This is a genomic window from Pedococcus dokdonensis, from assembly GCF_900104525.1.
GTDB lineage: Bacteria > Actinomycetota > Actinomycetes > Actinomycetales > Dermatophilaceae > Pedococcus > Pedococcus dokdonensis.
Map to the genome: position 1 here is coordinate 1,483,398 of NZ_LT629711.1, position 19,368 is coordinate 1,502,765.

The following is a 19,368-nucleotide window of genomic DNA, read 5'->3' on the forward strand; positions in this document are numbered from 1 at the left end:
CACCCAGCCTGTCAGAGACCGGCCCGGTGGTGAACGGGCCCGGCGTGAAGGACCTCAGGGCCTGGAGCGGCCTCAGACGCGCGCGGTGTCGCGACGGAACCGCCATGCCGCGCCTCCCGCGAAGACAGCAAGCCACACCAGCACGTTGGCCAGGCCCACCCAGCCGGGGCTGTCACCCGTCATCGGTGCGTGCGCCAGCTCACTCACGCCGTACATGGGTGTGAACTTCGCGATGGTCTGGAAGGTGTGACCCATCTGGTCCAACGGGGTGAAGAGTCCGCCGAGGAAGGCCAGCAGTGCCAGCCCCGGGCCGAGGATCTGCATCACGTTGTCCGTGGGGAGCAGGTAGCCCATGAACACGCCGAACGCGGCGAAGACCAGCGACCCCACCCAGGCGATCAGCGCCGTCTCCCACCACAGGTGGGTGTCCATCCGCGCCTGCGTCAGTGCGCCGGCGGCATACACGACGACGACGGAGAGCAGCCCGAGCAGCATGGCCACGAGCACCTTGACGGCGATGTATGCCGCGGGTGTCAGCGGCGTGAGGCGCAGCTGGCGGCTCCATCCCTGGCTGCGTTCGGTCGAGACCATCGCGCCTCCGGCGGTCGTGGACAGCATCGCGCCGTAGAGGGCCATCGAGATCATGATCGCGGCGGCCCAGTTGCCGTGCGGGCCGTCGGCCTGCAGCGAGTAGTCCTTGCCGGTGCCGAAGAGCAGGAAGAACACGACCGGCAGCACCATCGAGAAGATCACGGTGCGGCGGTTGCGCATCATCCGGCGCAGCTCGAGGCGCAGCAGCGTCGGGTTGAACCCACCCAGCGGCGGGACGACCCGGTCGGCAGCGGCGGTTGCGGTGGCGGTGGTCATGACTCGTCCCCCTCGGTGGTCAGTGAGATGAAGGCGTCCTCCAGGCCGCGGGAGGTGATCTCGAGGTCGTGGGCGCTGGTGTGGGCCAGCAGGTGGCGGGCGACCGCGTCGCTGTCGGTCGTGGCGATGAGCACGGAGTCGCCCCGCACCTCGACCGTCTCGACACCGGGAAGTCGTTGCAGCGCAACCTCGTCGGCGTCGTGCAGGGTGGCGCGGACGGTGCGGCCGGAGACGAGCGCCTTGACCTGCGAGGCGGTGCCGTCGGCCACCACCTGGCCGTGGCTGACGAGGACGATGCGGTCGGCGTAGGCGTCGGCCTCCTCCAGGTAGTGCGTGGCGAACAGCACGGTGCGCCCCTGCGCGGCGTCCTCGCGGATGGCCGCCCAGAAGTCGCGGCGGCCGGTGACGTCCATGCCGGTGGTCGGCTCGTCGAGGACGAGGAGCTCGGGGTCCGGCAGCAGCGCCATGGCGAACCGCAGCCGCTGCTGCTGGCCGCCCGAGCACTTGCCGACGCGCCGGTCACCGATGTCGGCGATGCCGGCCCGGCCCAGCACCTCCGCCACCGGCCGGGTGTTGCTGAACAGGCTGGCGGTCAGCCGCAGGGTCTCCTCGACGGTGAGGTCCTTGAGGAGGCCTCCGGACTGCATCACGGCCGAGATCAGGCCGTGGCGGACCGCGTCTGGCGGCTCCATGCCGTAGACCTGCACGCTCCCCTCGTCGGGCCGGGAGAGCCCGAGCATCATGTCGATGGTCGTGGTCTTGCCGGCGCCGTTCGGCCCGAGGAACGCGATGATCTCCCCCGGGTGCACGGTCAGGTCGATCCCGCGTACGGCGCGGACACTGCCGAAGCTCTTGGTGAGGCCGCGCAGCTCGATCGCGGGCACCGCCGTGCTGCGCGCGGCTCCCGGCGCCTGACCCTGTGACATGCGTGCGGTCTGTGACATGACCCGAAGCGTGCCGCGGGCACGCTGTCGCGCCCCCACACAGCCGTCACGAGCCGACCGTGACGTCTGTCAGGACCAGAGCCTCGGTGTCAGGAGCGCCGGCCGACGTTGAGTGCGATCGGGGTGACCGGGTCGTCGGGAGCAGAGGTGGTGATCCGCGCGACCTCGAACACCTCGCCGGTGGTCGTCTTCCACGCGAGGACCCACCGCCCGTGGCTGCCCAGGGACTGGAAGAGCACGGTGTCGGCGTCGGCCCATCCGAGCACCGTGCAGCATCCCTTGACGCGGCCGGTCTGGCCGTCGGGATTCTCGGGTGCGAGCAGCACCTTGGCGGCTCCGGACGACGGCTCGACGACCAGCAGGCCCTGGTAGATCGGGCCGTAGCCGCGACGGATGACCTTGGAGGTCACGTTCTGGTCGAAGAAGGCGCCGGTCGCGGCCAGGGTCTCGGTGTTGACGGTCTCGCCCCACAGCGACCAGGTGGGTCCACGCACCGGGGTGGACATCAGCGGCCTGCCGTCCTCGTCGAACCGCGTCACGCGGACGTCGGAGGGCAGCGCGTCGGTGGCCGTGACCCGGAAGGTGCCCTCGTAGCCGCCGACCACCGGCACCGCCTCGGCCCGGCTCGTCGACGGGTCGATCGACCACGCGCCCTCCGAGGCACGCGCGACGATCCGGGTGCCCGCAGCGTTCCAGCCGGCCCACTCCACGTGCTGGGCCGGCACGGGGTAGGACACCGTGTCGCCGGTCTGGGCGTCGAGGCGCAGCACGTGGTCACGCTGCGGGAAGACGACGTAGCGTCCGCCGCCCCCGACGGCCCGCGGACCCAGCGGCGTCGCCTCGTTGCCGCTGGCGTCGGTGGTCCGGACCAGGTCGACGTCGCCCATCAGGACGTGGCGCCCGTCACCCGCGACCAGCACGGGGTGGAGGAGGTCGTCCCCGTCGGCACGCAGGTAGACCGCCACCACCGAGCCCGGCGGCCTGGCCGCCGAGAACGCCTCCGCCCTGGCCCTGACGTCGATCGTCGAAGGCAGGCCGGCGTCGAAGTCGCGCAGCTGCCCCTCCGTGCCCTCCTGCGGCATCACCGCGTATGCCGTGCCGTCAGACAGCGTTCCGCCAGTCGTCGAGGTGGTCGACGAGGTCGCCGGCGTGGGCTTGGGGTGGTCGGCGCCACCCAGCTGGACGGCAGTCACGGCGAGCGCGGCCACGGCCACCGCCCCGACCCCGGTCAGCAGGGTGCGCCGACGGTGCCGCCGAGCGGCCAGGGCGGCAGCCCAGGCGTTCTCGGCAAAGTCCCGCTCGACGACGTCCTCGGTCGCCCGCTCGAGCAGGGCAGTCAGGTCACGGTCGGTCATGGGGTCTCCTCTCCCGACGAGGGCGAGCCCGACAGGTGTGGCGCGAGCTCGGGCAGCAGGGTGCGCAGCCGGGCGAGGGCCGCGTGCGTCTGGCTCTTCACCGTGCCGACCGAGACCCCGAGGGCCTCGGCGGTGTCGGCCTCGCTGCGGTCCTCGAAGAACCTCAGGACGACGACCGCGCGCTGCTTCGGCGTCAGCTGCCCCAGGGCGCGCACCAGGTCGACCCGCTCGTCCGTGCCCGACGACCGGTCCGACTCGACCCCCGGGAGGTCGAGGTCGGGGAAGATCGAGAGGCTCTCACGCCGGGTGCGGCGCCACGACGACACGGCGTCGCGGTAGAGGATCTTGCGGACGTACGCGTCGGGGTTCTCGTCGCGCAGTCGCACCCAGCGCGTGGCCAGCTTGGCCAACGCGCCCTGCAGGAGGTCCTCGGCGAGGTGGACGTCACCGCAGACGAGGAACGCGGCACGCAGCAGCCGGTGCTGCCGGGCGCGCACATAGCGCGCGAACTCCTCGTCCACCTCCCTCTGCATGCCACCAGTAACGCACGGTGGCCCCCAAAAGGTTGGCGTCCGGCATACCCAACCTTTGCTAGCACAGGAAACCGGGAGGAGGACAGGTTGCAACCTGTCCGTCACTCCGGAACCTTTGCTAGCAAAGGTTCGTGCACCGGGGCTGCGGTCAGCAGCCGAGCAGGCGACCGCCGAGGTACTCCTCCACCTTGTCGAGCGAGACGCGCTCCTGGGCCATGGTGTCGCGCTCACGGATCGTGACGGCGTGGTCCTCGAGCGTCTCGAAGTCGACGGTGATGCAGAACGGCGTGCCGATCTCGTCCTGGCGGCGGTAGCGGCGACCGATCGCACCGGCGTCGTCGAAGTCGATGTTCCAGTGCTGGCGCAGCGTCGCCGCGAGGTCGCGGGCCTTGGGTGACAGGTCGGCGTTGCGCGACAGGGGCAGCACGGCCGCCTTGACCGGCGCGAGCCGCTTGTCGAGCTTGAGGACCACCCGCTTGTCGACGCCGCCCTTGGTGTTGGGGGCCTCGTCCTCGGTGTAGGCGTCGACGAGGAAGGTCATCAGCGAGCGGGACAGGCCGGCCGCCGGCTCGATGACGTAGGGGGTGTACTTCTCGCCGCTGGCCTGGTCGAAGAAGACGAGGTCGGTGCCGGAGTGCTCGCTGTGCGTCTTGAGGTCGAAGTCGGTGCGGTTGGCGATGCCCTCGAGCTCGCCCCACTCGCTGCCGGTGAAGCCGAAGCGGTACTCGATGTCGACGGTGCGCTTGGAGTAGTGGCTCAGCTTTTCCTGGGCGTGCTCGTAGTGGCGCAGGTTGTCGGGGTTGATGCCGAGGTCGGTGTACCAGCGGGTGCGCTCGTCGATCCAGTACTGGTGCCAGTCCTCGTCCTCGCCCGGCTTGACGAAGAACTCCATCTCCATCTGCTCGAACTCGCGGGTGCGGAAGATGAAGTTGCCCGGGGTGATCTCGTTGCGGAAGCTCTTGCCGGTCTGGGCGATGCCGAACGGCGGCTTCTTGCGCGCGGAGTTCATCACGTTGAGGAAGTTGAGGAAGATGCCCTGGGCCGTCTCGGGACGCAGGTAGTGCAGCCCCGACTCGTCCTCGACGACACCGAGGAAGGTCTTGAGCAGGCCGGAGAACTGCCGCGGCTCGGTCCACTGGCCCCGGGTGCCGCAGTTGGTGCAGGCGATCTCGGCGAGCGGCACGTCGTCGGGGTTGTCGATCCCCTTCTTCTCCGCCACGGCCTCCTGCAGGTGGTCGGCCCGGAACCGCTTGTGACAGGAGAGGCACTCGACCAGCGGGTCGGAGAAGGTGGCGACGTGGCCGGAGGCCTCCCACGTCTGGCGCGGCAGGATCACCGAGGAGTCGAGGCCCACGACGTCGTCGCGGCCGGTGACCATGGTCCGCCACCACTGCCGCTTGATGTTCTCCTTCAGCTCCACCCCGAGCGGGCCGTAGTCCCACGCGGACCTCGTGCCGCCGTAGATCTCTCCGCAGGGGAACACGAACCCGCGGCGCTTGCAGAGGGAGACGACGGTGTCGACGGTGGAGGGTGCAGCCATGCGCGCAAGGTTACTGTGCGCGTTCTCGCCTCTCGACGGGGTATGCCGTGCGCCCTACGCTCGGGGAGGTGGACGACCGCCCCGTCTCAGAGCGCAGTGCCCGCATCGGCGAGGCCGGACCCTTCCGGATGCTGTTCGAGTTCGCGCGCAAGTCCGGCTACCAGCAGCGCCGCCTGGAACCGGGGGTGCTGGACTTCACCTTCGGCGATCCCCACGAGATGCCGATCCCCGAGTACGTCGAGGCCCTGCGTGCAGCGGCCGTCCCGGGTGACGAGCTGTGGTTCGCCTACAAGTTCAGCCTCGTGGAGGCCCAGGAGGCGGCCGCCGAGTCGTTGCGCAGGGTGGTCGACCTGCCGTGGACCGGCGACCGGATCCGCATGACGACCGGCGGGTTCGGGGCGATCACGCTGGCCATGAAGTCGCTCGCCGACCCCGGCGACGAGGTCGTCTACAGCCTGCCGCCGTGGTTCCTCTACGAGGCGCTGGCCCTGGAGGCCGGGCTCGTGCCCGTGAAGGTGCGGATCGACCCCGAGACCTTCGACCTGGACCTCGACGCCATCGCGGCGGCCATCACCCCGCGCACCCGGCTGGTGGTGGTCAACTCCCCCAACAACCCGACCGGTCGCGTGTATCCCGAGTCCACCCTGCGTGCCCTCGCCGACCTGCTCGAAGCGGCCTCGGCGCGCAACGGCCGCCGGATCTACGTCATCTCGGACGAGCCCTACAACCGCATCGTCTTCGAGGGCGTCACGTTCCGCAGCCCGGCGGAGTTCTATGCCCACACGGTGCTCTGCTACAGCTACGGCAAGACCCTCCTGGCTCCCGGCCAGCGGCTGGGCTACCTCGCGCTCCCGCCGCAGCTGCCCGACGCCGACCAGGTCATCGACGCGGTCGAGAGCCTGCAGGTGGCGGCCGGCTGGCTGTTCCCCAACGCCGTGATGCAGTACGCCGTGCCCCGGCTGGAGACGCTGTCGCTCGACGTCGCGCACCTGCAGGCCAAGCGCGACCGGATGACCGCCGCCTTGCGCGAGATGGGGTATGACGTGGCGACCCCGGAGGGCACCTTCTACCTCTTCCCCCGGTCACCGCTGCCCGACGACGAGGCGTTCGTGGCGCGGCTCGCGGAGGCAGGGGTGCTGGTCATGCCCGGGCGGTTGTTCGAGACGCCGGGCTACTTCCGGATCTGCCTCACCGCGACGATGGAGACCATCGAGGCGAGCCTGCCGCGGTTCGCGCAGGTCCTTGAGCAGGTCAGCGGCTGAGGCCATCTGGTTCGAGGTGTTCGTCGACCCGATTCCGGTCGCGGATCACCTCGATCGACAGCATAGGGTTTCGCCGTGCCCTCCCTGCGTGAACGCGTCACCGCTGCCAGCCTGCCCGTCGTCGAGACCCTGAACCGGCTGCCGCGCCCCGTGCCGTTCCTCGCGGTCCTCGGCCTGATGGTCGCCGGCATCTTCGTGCCCGGCTGGGGCTGGGTGTTCCTGCTGGTCGTCGTGCTGTTCCTCGCCTGGACGCTCTTCCTCGCCTGGCCGGCCCTCGACACCGGGGCCCGGGCCGGCCGCGTCGCGGTGCTCCTCATCGCCGTCGCGATCACACTCACGCAAGCCCTGCCGCGCACCTGACTTTGACAATCGTTCTCATCCAACATGAGAATGATTGTCATGACGCTCCGCCTCCCCGGTCTCGCCGCCGGCCTGCTGTCCATCGCCATGGTCTCCGCCTGCGGTGCGACCGGGGGGCGGGGCGCCGACGACGGACGGCTGAGCGTCGTCGCGGCCTTCTACCCGCTCGAGTACGCCGTCCAGCAGGTCGGCGGCACCCACGTGGACGTCCAGGGCCTGACCAAGCCCGGCGCCGAACCGCACGACCTCGAGCTGACCCCACGCCAGGTCGCCAAGGTCGCCCAGGCCGATGTCGTCGTCTACGAGGAGCACTTCCAGCCCGCCGTCGACGCGGCGGTGGCCCAACAGGCCGGGCGGACCTCCCTCGACGTCTCGACCGCCGCGCGCCTCGACCTGGCCCTGGTCGAGGACGGCCACGACCACGGCGACGAGCACGCCGGAGAGACCGAGGAGCAGACCGAGACCGACGACCAGCATGCCGACCACGGCGCCCGGGACCCGCACTTCTGGCTCGACCCGATGCGCTATGCCGACGTCGGCGACGCGATCGCGGCCCGGCTGGCCGAGCGCGACCCCGGCAACGCGGCGGCATACCGGGCGAACGCCGCCGCGTTCCGGGCCTCGATGCGGACCCTCGACGGCGAGTTCCGCACCGGGCTGGCGTCGTGTGCGACGAAGGAGCTGGTGACCTCGCACGCGGCGTTCGGCTACCTCTCGCAGACCTACGGGTTCCACCAGGAGTCGATCACCGGGTTGTCGCCCGACGCCGAACCGAGTCCAGCCGCAATGGCCGAGCTCACCGCCCACATCCGGGAGACCGGCGCGACCACCGTCTACGCGGAGACGCTCGTGAGCCAGGACGTCGCCCGCACCCTGGCCCGGGAGACCGGTGCCAGACTGGCCGTGCTCGACCCGATCGAGGGCATCACGTCCGCCTCCGCGGGCCGCGACTACCCCAGCGTGATGCGGGCCAACCTGCAGGTCCTGCGCGCCGGACAGGAGTGCTCATGACGACCACCGCCCCGAAGGGCGCCCCCATCATCGAGCTCCGGCACGCCTCCTTCGGCTACGCCGACCAGGCCGTCGTCACCGGCGCCACGCTCACCATCCGTGCCGGGGAGGTCGTCGCGATCCTGGGGCCCAACGGGTCGGGCAAGTCCACCCTGGTCCGCGGGCTGCTCGGGCTCAACGACCACCTCGGTGGGGACCTCGAGCTGTTCGGCCAGCCGCGGGAGTCGTTCTCCGAGTTCGCCCGCCTCGGCTACGTGCCACAGCGCCACACCCTCTCGGCCTCGGTCCGAGCCACTGTCGCCGAGATCGTGGCCGTGGGCCGGCTGGCCCACCACCGCTGGTGGCGGCCGGTGCTGCGGTCGACCCGCGACGCCGCGATCATCGACCGGGCCCTCGACGTCGTGGGGCTGAACGACCGCGCCCACGCCGACGTCGCGACCCTGTCCGGCGGGCAGCAACGTCGGGTGCTCATCGCCCGCGCGCTCGCCGCAGACCCCGACGTGCTCCTCATGGACGAGCCGACCGCCGGCGTCGACGCCGCCAACCAGCAGGTGCTCTCAGCGGTGCTGGCACGACTCGCGGAGCGTGGCACGACGATGATCATCGTCACCCACGAGCTCGCAGCCCTGGCCGACATCGTCACCCGGATCGTCGTCGTGCAGGGCGGGCGAATCGCGTTCGACGGCTCTCGTGACGAGTTCGCCACCAGGACAGGCGAATTCGAGTCGGCGGCGGACCACCACCACCACGAGCACGACAACCGCCTGAGCACCTCCACCCTGCCCGGCGCGCCCTCGGCCGGCCCCCTCGACCCGCGCGGAGGCGGACACCGATGAGCGAGCTCCTCTCCCTCGACTTCATGCGCCAGGCCCTGGTCGCCGCCGTCCTCGTCGGCATCGCCGCTCCCCTCGTCGGGGTCTTCCTCGTGCAGCGCCGGCTGTCCCTCATCGGTGACGGCATGGGGCACGTCGCGCTGGCCGGCGTCGCCGTCGGCGTCCTCACCGGGCAGGCCCCGGTCCTCACCGCCCTCGTCGCCGCCGTCGCGGCCGCGATCACCATCGAGGTGATCCGCGGACGGGGTCGCACCAGCGGCGACATCGCCCTCGCGGTGATGTTCTACGGCGGCATCGCCGCCGGCGTGGTGATCATCGCGAAGTCGCCGAGCAGCAGCCCGGCCAACCTCACGGCATACCTGTTCGGGGCGATCACGACCGCGGACCAGCGGGACCTCTGGGTGTTCGCCGGACTGGCGCTGGTCGTCCTCGTCGGCACCTGGCTGCTGCGCCCCTGGCTGTTCGCCGTGGCCAACGACGAGGAGTACGCCCGCGCCAGCGGCTTGCCGGTGACTGGCCTCAACATCGCACTGGCCGTCCTGACCGCCGTCACGGTGGTGGTCTCCATGCGTGTCGTGGGCCTCCTGCTGATCAGCGCGCTGATGATCATCCCCAACGCCACCGCACAGCTGCTCGGGCGCAGCTTCCGGGCCTCGACCCGCTGGGCCGTCGCCGTGGGCGTGACGTCCAGCGTCGGTGGGGTGGTCGCGTCGTTCTACGCCGAGACCCCCTCGGGCGGCACGATCGTGCTGCTGGCCATCGCCTTCTTCGTCGTGGCGGCCACGGTCACCGCCGCGCTCGCCCGGGCCCGCGCGCACCAGCACCGCCGCGCCGAACGGCACGACCACGAGCACGGCCCTGAGTGCGGCCACCCTGCAGTGGCCCACGGCGACCACGTCGACTACGTGCACGACGGGCACCGGCACGCTCCGCACGAGGGGCACTACGACGAGCACGACCCCGGCAGCCACGAGCCCAGCCCGCACGCCAAGGAGGCGGCCCAGTCATGACCGGCACCCAGGAGCGAACCGCGCCCGAGAGCACCCGCCGCCCCACGAGGCAGCGGGCGGCCGTCGCGGCGGTGCTCGCCGAGACCGGCGAGTTCCGCTCGGCCCAGGAGCTGCACGCGATCCTGCGCGACGCAGGCGACAAGGTCGGCCTCGCGACCGTCTACCGCAACCTGCAGGCGATGGCGGCCGACGGCGAGATCGACATGCTGCGCACCGACGACGGCGAGGCGGTCTATCGCGCGTGCTCGACCGGCCACCACCACCACCTGGTGTGCCGGGACTGCGGGCGCACCGTCGAGGTCGAAGGGCCGACGGTGGAGGCCTGGGCCAACAAGGTGAGCGCCCAGCACGGTTTCACCGACGTCCACCACACCCTGGAGATCTTCGGCACCTGCGCCGCCTGCAGCTCCCCGTAACCTTTGCTAGCAAAGGAAACCGTGTGAAGGACAGGTTGCAACCTGTCCTTCACACCGGAACCTTTGCTAGCAAAGGTTCGTGCAGGGTGCGGGGGCTAGGGCCCGGCCCGGTCGACGGCCCCGCCGTAGCGGCGGTCGCGCTCGGCGTAGGTCTGGATCGCCTCCCACAGATGGCGGCGGTCGTAGTCGGGCCAGAGGGTGTCCTGGAAGACCATCTCGGCGTAGGCGCTCTGCCAGAGCAGGAAGTTGCTCGTGCGCTGCTCGCCCGAGCTGCGGACGAAGAGGTCGACGTCGGGCATGTCGGGCTCGGGTAGGTAGCGACCGATGGTCTTCTCGTCGATCGAGCCGGGCTTGAGCTTGCCACGCTGCACCTGCTCGGCGACCCGCTGCACCGCGTCGGCGATCTCGGCGCGACCGCCGTAGTTGACGCAGAAGTAGAGCGTCAGGCCGGTGTTGTCCTTGGTGAGCTCCTGGGCGGTCTCGAGCTCCTTGATCACCGACCCCCACAAGCGCGGCCGTCGCCCGACCCACCGCATCCGCACGCCCCACTCGTGCAGCTGGTCGCGACGACGGCGGATGACGTCGCGGTTGAAGCCCATCAGGAAGCGCACCTCGTCGGGGCTGCGCTTCCAGTTCTCGGTCGAGAAGGCGTAGGCCGACAGATGGGTCACCCCGGCCTCGATCGCGCCGGCCGTCACATCGAGCAGCGCGGCCTCGCCGGCCTCGTGCCCCTTGGTCCGTGGGAGACCTCGCTGGTTGGCCCAGCGGCCGTTGCCGTCCATGACGATAGCCACATGCCGAGGGACGAGCTCCCTCGGCAGAGAAGGAGGTTGCGCTCCGCTCAGGTGCGCGAACGGCTTCGGGTATGCCGCGTTCACACGTGCGCCTGCGCCGCGGCGTGCGCCTCGTCGACCTTGTCCACCACGCTGAGCGGAGCGGGCGACCACGTCACTCGGGAGTCGAGCCTCGGCTGCGCGTCAGGGTCTCGTCGGTCCACGAGGCGCAACGATCGCACACCCTTCTCGAGGTGCCACTGGAGGAACGCGCTCGCCAACGTGCTGCCCTCCCTGCGGTGCCTGGCCTGCGAGGCGTCGGCGACGACCCAGTCGCCGGCGAGCAGGGCGGCCAGCAGCGACAGCGTCTCCGGCGCCGGCGCGGCCGAGCCGACCGGGCGGCATACCGGGCAGACCGTGCCGCCGGCGGCGAGGTTGAACGCGCGGTGCGGACCCTCGGCACCGCATCGGGCGCAGTCGTGGAAGCTCGGCGCCCAACCGGCGATCGCGAGCGCCCGCAACAGGTAGGCGTCGAGCACCAGCCCCGGGTCGTGCAGGCCCTCGGCCATCGAGCGCAACGCGCCCTGGAGCAGGAGGTACTGCTGGAGGTTGGGCTCGCGCTCCTCGGTGAGCCGGTCAGCGGTCTCCAGCATCGCGGCCGCAGCGGTGTAGGTCGTGTAGTCACGGGCCAGGACGTCACCCCACGAGGCGAGCGACTCGGCCTGGGTCACGGTGTCGAGGTTGCGCCCCTCGTAGCACTGGACGTCGACCATCATGGCCGGCTCGAGCCTGGCGCCGAACCTGCTCTTGGTGCGGCGCACCCCCTTGCCCACGACCCGCACCTTGCCCAGCCCGCGGGTGAGCAGCGTGACGATGCGGTCGGCCTCACCCAGCTTCTGGGTGCGCAGGACGATTCCCTCGTCGCGATACAGGGGCATGGCCCCATTGTCGCAAGTCCAGCCCCGGAACCCGGTATGCCGTGCCGACGGCTAGCCTCGGGCGCCTGGCGACCGAGCTGGACCGGCTCGTCGGCGACCCCGCTGGCGCTCGGGACTAGAACAGGTGTTCGAAGGTGGGCTAGGCTGCGGGCATGTCCACGTTCGAGGGTGCGACGGCCTTCCAGGGGTCGTTGCTCGACACCGGTGACGACATCGCGCTGCACCCACTGACGGCCGGCCTGCACCGCACGCCACTGAGCCGAGGCGCGTGGGTCGACTACCGGCCGGGCTGGCTCGCGGGGGCCGACACCTTGTTCGAGGTGCTCCACCACGAGGTGCCCTGGCATGCCGAGCGGCGCGAGATGTACGACCGGATGGTCGACGTCCCCCGGCTGCTCAAGTTCTACGACGAGGACGAGCCGCTCCCCCACCCTGCGCTGACCCAGGTCCGCGACGAGCTGAGTCGCCACTACGCCGCCGAGCTCGGCGAGCCGTTCGTCACGTCCGGTCTGTGCCTCTACCGCGACGGTCGCGACTCGGTCGCCTGGCACGGCGACCGGATCGGCCGCTCCAAGGACCTCGACACGATGGTCGCGATCCTCTCGGTGGGGTCGGCCCGGTCGTTGATGCTCCGTCCACGCGGAGGTGGCTCGTCGATGGGTTTCTCCCTCGGCCACGGCGACCTCGTGGTGATGGGTGGCTCGTGCCAGCGCACCTGGGACCACGCGATCCCGAAGACGACCAAGGCGGTCGGGCCCCGCATCTCGATCCAGTTCCGGCCACGCGGCGTCCGCTGAGCCCGGCGCTGCGACGTGCAGAGCGCCAGTGCGCGCGACGAGTGAGCAAACCCTGCGCCCGCCGAGGGCATGGCGGCGCCGCAACTGCACGTTCCAGCGCCGCCGCGCTCGCTCGATGCCTACTCGGTGGGTGCGATCCGCTCGGCCCGGTTGACCGCAGAGAGCACCGCGGTCAACGAGGCCTTGACGATCGAGGAGTGCAGCCCCACGCCCCAGAGCACCCGGTCGCCCACGGCGCACTCGACGTAGGCCGCGGCGCGGGCGTCGCCACCCGCGGACAACGCGTGCTCCGCGTAGTCGAGGACGCGGACGTCCACGCCGAGCGTGGACAAGGCGTCGACGAAGGCGGCGATGGGTCCGTTGCCGGTGCCCTCGATCACGACCTCCTGGCCGTTGTCGAGCATGCTGGCGCTGATCTTGTCGACCCCGCCCTGCTCGCTGATCAACGAGTGGCTGACCGGGGTGAACCGGCCCCACGAGTTGACCGCACCGTCGACTGCAGGGAGGTACTCGTCCTGGAAGATCGTCCACAGCTCGGCCGCGCTGACCTCGCCGCCCTCGCTGTCGGTCTTGGCCTGGACGACCCCGCTGAACTCGATCTGCAGCCGGCGCGGCAGGTCGAGCTGGTGCTCGGCCTTGAGCAGGTAGGCGACCCCGCCCTTGCCGGACTGGCTGTTGACCCGGACGACGGCCTCGTAGGACCGGCCGACGTCGTGCGGGTCGATCGGCAGGTAGGGGACGCCCCAGACCAGCTCGTTGATCGACTTCCCGCTGGAGGCCACCTGGCGCTCCATGTCCTCGAAGCCCTTCTTGATCGCGTCCTGGTGCGACCCCGAGAACGCCGTGAAGACGAGGTCGCCGCCCCACGGGTGCCGCTCCCCCACCGGCAGCTGGTTGCAGTGCTCCACCGTGCGCCGGATCTCGTCCAGGTCGGAGAAGTCGATCTGCGGGTCGATGCCCTGGCTGAAGAGGTTCATGCCCAGCGTGACCAGGTCGACGTTGCCGGTGCGCTCGCCGTTGCCGAACAGGCACCCCTCGATGCGGTCGGCCCCGGCCAGGTAGCCCAGCTCGGCGGCCGCGACACCGGTGCCGCGGTCGTTGTGCGGGTGCAGGCTCACCACGATGGAGTCGCGCCGCTCGAGGTGGCGGATCATCCACTCGATCGAGTCGGCATAGACGTTGGGGGTGGCCATCTCGACGGTGGCCGGGAGGTTGATGATCATCTTGTGGTCCGGCGTCGGGTCGATGACGTCGGCCACCTCGTTGCAGATCCGCACCGCGAACTCGAGCTCGGTGCCGGTGTAGGACTCCGGGCTGTACTCGTAGTAGACCGTCGTGTCGGGGATGGTCTCCTCGAGCTTGCGGCAGAGCCGGGCAGCCTGCAGCGCGATGTCGACGATGCCGTCCTGGTCGAGGCCGAACACCACCCGTCGCTGCAGGATCGAGGTCGAGTTGTAGAAGTGCACGATGGCCTGTTTGGCGCCACGGATCGAGTCGAAGGTGCGCTCGACCAGGTGGTCACGGCACTGGGTCAGCACCTGGATGGTGACGTCGTCGGGGATCATGTCGTCCTCGATGAGCATCCGCACGAAGTCGAAGTCGGTCTGGCTCGCCGACGGGAAGCCGACCTCGATCTCCTTGTAGCCCATCCGCACGAGCAGCTCGAACATCCGCTTCTTGCGGTCGGGGCTCATCGGGTCGATGAGGGCCTGGTTGCCGTCGCGCAGGTCGACCGCGCACCAGCGCGGCGCCTGCTCGATGACTCGGGTGGGCCAGGTGCGGTCGGGCAGCGCGAAGGGGATCTGGTCCTGGAATGGCACGTACTTCGCGACCGGCATGCCCGACGGCTGCTGGGGGTGGATCATGGTCTCTCGCCTATCGATTCGCTGAGGGGGCTCTGGAAGAGCTCAGCCGGCACCGCGAACTCCGCGACGAGGGGCGGCTGATCGGTCAGGCCCCGCCGCGGCGGCGAAGGAGGAGGCGCAGTGAACGCACGGCACGAGGGTATGCCGCGTGCCCGGCATACGTCCAACGTCCGAACCGCGCCGCCCACGATCCGGACGGTCAGGAAGCAGGCACAGGCGGGTAGGTTGCCGCCATGATGATCCGACCGGACACCCTCGCCGCGATCAAGGCCGGCGACGTCGACCTCGCCTTCCGGCGCTGGGACCGGCCGAGGGTCGTCGTGGGCACCCGGCTGCGGACCCGGGTCGGGCTGCTCGAGGTGACCTCGGTGGACAAGGTCGCGGCCTCGCGCATCACTGCGCAGGAGGCACGGCGTGCGGGAGCGACATCGGTCGCCCAGCTGCGCCAGATGCTGGCCGCCAAGGCGGACAAGCCGGTGTGGCGGGTCGGGCTGCGGCACGCGGGCGCCGACCCGCGCGAGCAGCTGCGGGCATCGGTGCCAGAGCCTGCGGAGGTGGCCACCATCGTCGAGCGCCTCGACCGGCTCGACCGCGCGTCGGCGATCGGACCCTGGACGCGAGCCACCCTGGCCATCATCGACCGGTCCCCCACGGTCCGCGCCCCCGAGCTCGCCGCCGAGCTCGGCCGCGATACCCCGAGCTTCAAGCGCGACGTGCGCAAGCTGAAGGAGCTGGGGCTGACCGAGTCGCTCGACATCGGCTACCGCTTGTCGCCGCGTGGGGTGGCCGTCGTCGACGCAGAGTCGGGCAGCGCGCGGACCGACCGGCCGGTTGCACCGCAGGGCACGCCCCTGCCGCGGATCGGTGCGCCCGCGACGAGAGCCCTTCGTGCGCAAGGGATCTGGACCCTCGAACAGGTCCGCGAGCGCGGTCTGGACGAGCTGGCGACCCTGCACGGCGTGGGGCCGGTCGCCCTGCGGTTCCTGCGCGAGGCGTTGGCCGACACCGACTGAGTCGTGTGCCTCAGCGCGGGCCATGGACTCCGCTCAGGCACACGACCTCAGTCGAAGATGCCCGAGTAGGCGTTGAGGGCAGGCTGGCCGCCGAGGTGGGCATAGAGGACCGTCGAGTCCTTGCCGATCTCCCCCGAGGTCACCAGGTCCACGAGGCCTGCCATCGACTTCCCCTCGTAGACCGGGTCGATGATCATGCCCTCGAGCCGGCCGCTGAGCCGGATCGCGTCGACCGTCGACTCGACGGGGATGCCGTAGAGGTCACCAGCCCACCCCTCGAGCACGGTCACCTCGTCATCGCGCAGCGACCGGTCGACGCCGATCAGGTCGGCGGTGCGCTGGGCGATCCGGCGCACCTGGACGCGGGTCTGGTCGATCGTGGCCGAGGCGTCGATCCCGAGCACCCGGCGCGGTCGACCACCGGCGTCCTCGAGGGCGGCGAAGCCGGCGATCATGCCGGCGTGCGTCGACCCCGTCACCGTGCAGACCACGATGGTGTCGAAGAAGACGCCGAGCTCGCGTTCCTGCTCGACCACCTCATAGGCCCAGTTCGCGAACCCGAGACCGCCGAGCCGGTGCTCGGACGCCCCCGCCGGGATGCCGTAGGGCTTGCCGCCGGACTCCTCGACCTCGCGCAGCGCGTCCTGCCAGGACGTGCGGATGCCGATGTCGAAGCCGTGCGGGTCGAGTCGCGCGTCGGCGCCCATGATCCGCGAGAGCAGGATGTTGCCGACCTTGTCGTTGACCGGGTCGTCCCAGTCGACCCACTTCTCCTGCACCAGCCGGCACTTCAGCCCGAGGTGGGCTGCGACGGCGGCAACCTGGCGGGTGTGGTTCGACTGGTAGCCGCCGATCGACACGAGGGTGTCGGCGCCCGCGGCGAGGGCGTCCGGCACGATGTACTCGAGCTTGCGGGTCTTGTTGCCCCCGAAGGCCAGACCGCTGTTGCAGTCCTCGCGCTTGGCCCAGACCTCGGCGCCGCCGAGGTGTGCGGTGAGCCGCGCCAGCCGGTGCACCGGACTGGGGCCGAAGGTGAGCGGGTAGCGGTCGAAGTCGTGGATCGACATGCGGTTCTCCTGGTCTGCCTGGACGTCGTGGGGTCAGGTGTCGAGCAACGGCGCGAGGGTGTGCCAGGTGCGGGTGCTCACCGCGGCGGCACCCTCGGCGTCGCCGGCGGCGAGCCGGGTGATCAGCTCGTCGTGCAGCCGCACCGACGCTCGCCCACTGAGCGAGGAGAAGCGCAGGCGTTCCATCCGCCGCAGCACCGGGGTGAACTCACCGAGGACCGTCGCCACCGCGGCGTTGCCGGCCGCCTCCACCGGTATGCCGTGCAGCTCGTCGTCCGCCGCGAGCGCGGTCTCCACGTCGCCGGCCCGCAGGGCCGCGGCGAAGCGGTCGTTGGCGGCGCGCATGGCATCCAGCGCCACGGCGTCCAGGACGGAGACCGCTGCCCGGACCGCCACCTCGTGCATCGCCGCGACGACGGCCTGTGCGTCGCGCACGGCTCGGGCGTCGACCCCCGCGACGGTGGTGGACCGCCCTGGACGAGCCACGACGAGTCCGGCCTGCTGGAGCCGCAGCAATGCTTCCCGGACGGGGGTGCGACTCACCCCGAGCCAGGCGGCAAGCTCCTGGTCGCGCAGCTGCTCGTTGGGCCCGAGGGTCCCGTCCACGATGGCGTCCCGGAGCCGGCCGTAGACGTCGTCACGCAGCAGGCTGCGGGTGGATGGGGGCGCAAGGCTCGGCACCGGCATGCAATATATTGCATATCAGTGCGGTTGCCTGGTCAACCCCTGCCCGCCTCGTGGACGCTGTCGAGCTCCTCGATCGTCGCAGTGCCGGACACCGGCGACCACAGCAGGAACAGCACCGACAGGGAGCCGCCGATCGCCGCGACCACCATCGTCGGCCCCAGACCGATCCACTCGCCCACGAGACCGCCGAGCACGGCACCCACCGGGCGGATGCCGTAGTTGACGCTCGAGAACGCGCCCGCGACCCGGCTGCGCACGCCGTCAGGGGTCACCGCGGTCATCAGGGCGTTGAGCGGGATGTCGAGCCACATCACGCCGAGCGCGGAGACGAACTCCACGGCGGCCAGCACCCCAGCCCGCGACCAGGTCGGCCCGGCGGCCAGGGGCAGCAGGGCAAAGGGGGCGGAGAAGACGACCGCCCCGAGGGCGATGGTGCGGCCGAGGCCGACCCTGCGGGTCAGGCGCCCGGCGAGGACCGTGCCAAGCAGCCCGCCAGTGGCTCCGATCCCGAGCGCGAGGCCGATGACACCTGCCGAGAGGCCGAGCTCGCGGCTGGCGAACAGGATGAGCAGCGCGCCGGCCATCAGGTTGAACAGGTTGATCGTCGTGGCGCAGGCCAGCGAGGCGCGCAGGTAGCGGTCGCTGAGCACCAGCCCCATGCCGTCGCGGGCCCGGCGGAACAGGCCGGTCCCGTCGGGCGGGTCGACCGGCACGTCGCGCACCCTGACCCGGCCGATCAGCACGGCGGACACCGCGAAGGTGACGGCGTCGACCAGCATCGCGACGGGCGCCGTCACGGCCTGGATCAGGCCACCGGCGACCGCCGGACCGGCCACGAAGGAGGCCGACCGCGTGCCGCTGAGCAGGCTGTTGGCCTCGACGAACTGGTCGCGCCGCACGAGCGAGACGAAGAAGCTCGGATAGGACGTCTGGTAGAGCACCTGCCCAAGGCCGGCCACCAGGGCCACCGCGAACAACTGCGCCAGCGTGATCGCGCCGAGGAAGTGGGCCACCGGCAGCGTCAGGAGCACGACGCACCGGAGCAGGTCCGCCACGACCAGGAGGCGGCGCTTGCGCTCGTGGTGGTCGACCCAGGTGCCGACCAGGAGCGAGAGGATGTTGGGCGCCCACACCGCCGCGGTCAGCAGGCCCACGGTCGTGGCGCCGGCGTGCAGCATGGTGACGGCGATGAGCGGCAGGGCCAGCTCGGTGATCCGGTCGCCGAACTGGGAGATGCCCTGACCGACCCAGTAGGTCGCGAACCGGCGGTCGCGCCAGAGCGGGGTCTTCGGCGCCGTCAGCCCGGTGGTGTCCGGCGCGGCGGTGGCAGTCGCCTCGGGGTCGCTCACGACGACTCCTCCATCGACCCTGGGTCGGCCTCGGGCAGCACGTAGCGCAGCATCCGTACGTTGCGTGCTCCCGGCGTGTTCGTGCCGTCGGCCCGGCGGTCGGCCCGGCGCCGCACATAGGGAGCGAGCAGCTCCTCGATCGCGGCCTCGACCTCGGCCAGCTCGTCGGCGGTCGCCAGGAAGGTCGTGTTGGACAGGCCCGCGGAGCGGCGCCAGTCGTCCTCGAGCAGGGGCTCGGTGTCCCGCACCCACACCCTGGGCAGGTCCTGCGCCTGGTCGAAGAGCACGTGGGAGAGCAGGGTCGCGGCGTCGCGTCCGGCCTCGTCAGAGCTGGGCGTGAAGCGGAAGCCGGTGCCGGCGGCCTGCCACCAGCGCTGCCGCCCGTCGCCCATGACGTCGGCGTCGACGTCGGCGTCGGCGTCACGGACCAGCCCGTGCTCGGCGAGGTGGCGCAGGTGCCAGCTGGTCACCGACGGCGTCGCCCCGACCAGCGGGGCGAGGGCGGTGGCCGTGCTCGGCCCGAAGCCCTGGAGTCGGCTGAGGATGGCCAGGCGGACGGGATGGGCGAGGGCCCGCATGCCCCGGGGCGTGAGCTCGACATCCCCGTAGGGGTTGGTGTCCGGCCGGTCGACCATCGTCGCTCCAAATCGTGAGAGAACTGTCTCGAGAGAACTCTCTCACATCTTGCTAGCACCGCCAACCGGGAAAACCGCGTGCGTCCCGACGCTGCTCCCGGCACGATTCCGGC

20 protein-coding genes are annotated in these 19,368 nt (G+C 71.0%); 8 read left to right on the forward strand and 12 right to left on the reverse strand.

The window, feature by feature from the left end; translation table 11 throughout:
• Positions 1 to 72: 72 nt before the first annotated feature.
• The 5 genes from BLQ34_RS07160 to BLQ34_RS07180 form a co-directional block, all read right to left on the reverse strand.
• Entirely contained in the window at positions 73 to 867 is a 795-nt protein-coding gene (locus BLQ34_RS07160; RefSeq protein WP_091783419.1) for an ABC transporter permease, read from the reverse strand.
• Complete coding sequence (locus tag BLQ34_RS07165; RefSeq protein ID WP_197674833.1) at positions 864 to 1,793, reverse strand: ABC transporter ATP-binding protein; 930 nt, start codon at positions 1,791 to 1,793, stop codon at positions 864 to 866. The genes BLQ34_RS07160 and BLQ34_RS07165 overlap by 4 nt, the downstream gene beginning before the upstream one ends.
• A 107-nt stretch (positions 1,794 to 1,900) precedes the next feature.
• Positions 1,901 to 3,166: a hypothetical protein gene (locus tag BLQ34_RS07170; protein WP_091783425.1), complete on the reverse strand. Its 1,266-nt coding sequence runs from the start codon at positions 3,164 to 3,166 to the stop codon at positions 1,901 to 1,903.
• Positions 3,163 to 3,699 carry a SigE family RNA polymerase sigma factor gene (locus tag BLQ34_RS07175; RefSeq protein ID WP_091783428.1) on the reverse strand — a complete coding sequence of 179 codons (537 nt, stop codon included), beginning with the start codon at positions 3,697 to 3,699 and terminating at the stop codon, positions 3,163 to 3,165. The genes BLQ34_RS07170 and BLQ34_RS07175 overlap by 4 nt, the downstream gene beginning before the upstream one ends.
• A gap of 148 nt (positions 3,700 to 3,847) precedes the next feature.
• On the reverse strand, positions 3,848 to 5,239 hold the full coding sequence (locus BLQ34_RS07180; RefSeq protein WP_091783431.1) for a glycine--tRNA ligase: 1,392 nt from the start codon (positions 5,237 to 5,239) through the stop codon (positions 3,848 to 3,850).
• A gap of 68 nt (positions 5,240 to 5,307) precedes the next feature.
• Here BLQ34_RS07180 and BLQ34_RS07185 point away from each other — a divergent pair, with 68 nt between their 5' ends.
• From BLQ34_RS07185 to BLQ34_RS07210, 6 genes are all read left to right on the forward strand, one after another.
• Positions 5,308 to 6,501: an aminotransferase class I/II-fold pyridoxal phosphate-dependent enzyme gene (locus tag BLQ34_RS07185; protein ID WP_231961484.1), complete on the forward strand. Its 1,194-nt coding sequence runs from the start codon at positions 5,308 to 5,310 to the stop codon at positions 6,499 to 6,501.
• A gap of 75 nt (positions 6,502 to 6,576) precedes the next feature.
• On the forward strand, positions 6,577 to 6,861 hold the full coding sequence (locus tag BLQ34_RS07190; RefSeq protein WP_091783433.1) for a DUF6703 family protein: 285 nt from the start codon (positions 6,577 to 6,579) through the stop codon (positions 6,859 to 6,861).
• Positions 6,862 to 6,900: 39 nt separating this feature from the next.
• A complete protein-coding gene (locus BLQ34_RS07195; protein WP_231961485.1) occupies positions 6,901 to 7,872 on the forward strand; it encodes a metal ABC transporter substrate-binding protein in 972 nt (323 codons plus the stop codon).
• On the forward strand, positions 7,869 to 8,708 hold the full coding sequence (locus BLQ34_RS07200; protein ID WP_091783438.1) for a metal ABC transporter ATP-binding protein: 840 nt from the start codon (positions 7,869 to 7,871) through the stop codon (positions 8,706 to 8,708). The genes BLQ34_RS07195 and BLQ34_RS07200 overlap by 4 nt, the downstream gene beginning before the upstream one ends.
• The gene (locus tag BLQ34_RS07205) at positions 8,705 to 9,715 is read left to right on the forward strand and encodes a metal ABC transporter permease (RefSeq protein ID WP_091783441.1); all 1,011 of its coding nucleotides are present in this window, start codon (positions 8,705 to 8,707) and stop codon (positions 9,713 to 9,715) included. Before BLQ34_RS07200 ends, BLQ34_RS07205 begins: the two co-directional genes overlap by 4 nt.
• The gene (locus BLQ34_RS07210; protein WP_091783443.1) at positions 9,712 to 10,131 is read left to right on the forward strand and encodes a Fur family transcriptional regulator; all 420 of its coding nucleotides are present in this window, start codon (positions 9,712 to 9,714) and stop codon (positions 10,129 to 10,131) included. The genes BLQ34_RS07205 and BLQ34_RS07210 overlap by 4 nt, the downstream gene beginning before the upstream one ends.
• Positions 10,132 to 10,226: 95 nt before the next feature.
• Here the strand turns inward: BLQ34_RS07210 and BLQ34_RS07215 are convergent, their stop codons facing one another.
• Entirely contained in the window at positions 10,227 to 10,913 is a 687-nt protein-coding gene (locus BLQ34_RS07215) for an isoprenyl transferase (protein ID WP_231961486.1), read from the reverse strand.
• Between the two features lie 92 nt (positions 10,914 to 11,005).
• Positions 11,006 to 11,842, reverse strand: a complete 837-nt coding sequence (gene recO / locus BLQ34_RS07220) for a DNA repair protein RecO (RefSeq protein WP_091783450.1) — start codon at positions 11,840 to 11,842, stop codon at positions 11,006 to 11,008.
• Positions 11,843 to 11,994: 152 nt separating this feature from the next.
• Here recO and BLQ34_RS07225 point away from each other — a divergent pair, with 152 nt between their 5' ends.
• Positions 11,995 to 12,639, forward strand: coding sequence for an alpha-ketoglutarate-dependent dioxygenase AlkB (locus BLQ34_RS07225; RefSeq protein WP_091783453.1), 645 nt, complete (start codon positions 11,995 to 11,997; stop codon positions 12,637 to 12,639).
• A 119-nt stretch (positions 12,640 to 12,758) separates the two neighbouring features.
• Here BLQ34_RS07225 and leuA read toward each other — a convergent pair whose 3' ends face one another.
• Complete coding sequence (gene leuA, locus BLQ34_RS07230; RefSeq protein ID WP_091783456.1) at positions 12,759 to 14,504, reverse strand: 2-isopropylmalate synthase; 1,746 nt, start codon at positions 14,502 to 14,504, stop codon at positions 12,759 to 12,761.
• Positions 14,505 to 14,737: 233 nt separating this feature from the next.
• Here leuA and BLQ34_RS07235 point away from each other — a divergent pair, with 233 nt between their 5' ends.
• Positions 14,738 to 15,517, forward strand: a complete 780-nt coding sequence (locus tag BLQ34_RS07235) for a helix-hairpin-helix domain-containing protein (protein WP_091783458.1) — start codon at positions 14,738 to 14,740, stop codon at positions 15,515 to 15,517.
• A 47-nt stretch (positions 15,518 to 15,564) separates the two neighbouring features.
• Here the strand turns inward: BLQ34_RS07235 and BLQ34_RS07240 are convergent, their stop codons facing one another.
• Genes BLQ34_RS07240 through BLQ34_RS07255 form a run of 4 tightly spaced genes read right to left on the reverse strand, consistent with a single transcriptional unit; the run spans position 15,565 to position 19,255 of the window.
• On the reverse strand, positions 15,565 to 16,584 hold the full coding sequence (locus BLQ34_RS07240) for a 1-aminocyclopropane-1-carboxylate deaminase (protein ID WP_091783461.1): 1,020 nt from the start codon (positions 16,582 to 16,584) through the stop codon (positions 15,565 to 15,567).
• Positions 16,585 to 16,617: 33 nt separating this feature from the next.
• Positions 16,618 to 17,271 carry a GntR family transcriptional regulator gene (locus BLQ34_RS07245; RefSeq protein WP_091783464.1) on the reverse strand — a complete coding sequence of 218 codons (654 nt, stop codon included), beginning with the start codon at positions 17,269 to 17,271 and terminating at the stop codon, positions 16,618 to 16,620.
• A 32-nt stretch (positions 17,272 to 17,303) separates the two neighbouring features.
• Positions 17,304 to 18,620: an MFS transporter gene (locus BLQ34_RS07250; RefSeq protein WP_231961487.1), complete on the reverse strand. Its 1,317-nt coding sequence runs from the start codon at positions 18,618 to 18,620 to the stop codon at positions 17,304 to 17,306.
• The gene (locus BLQ34_RS07255; RefSeq protein WP_091783467.1) at positions 18,617 to 19,255 is read right to left on the reverse strand and encodes an ArsR/SmtB family transcription factor; all 639 of its coding nucleotides are present in this window, start codon (positions 19,253 to 19,255) and stop codon (positions 18,617 to 18,619) included. Before BLQ34_RS07255 ends, BLQ34_RS07250 begins: the two co-directional genes overlap by 4 nt.
• Between the last annotated feature and the right edge of the window lie 113 nt (positions 19,256 to 19,368).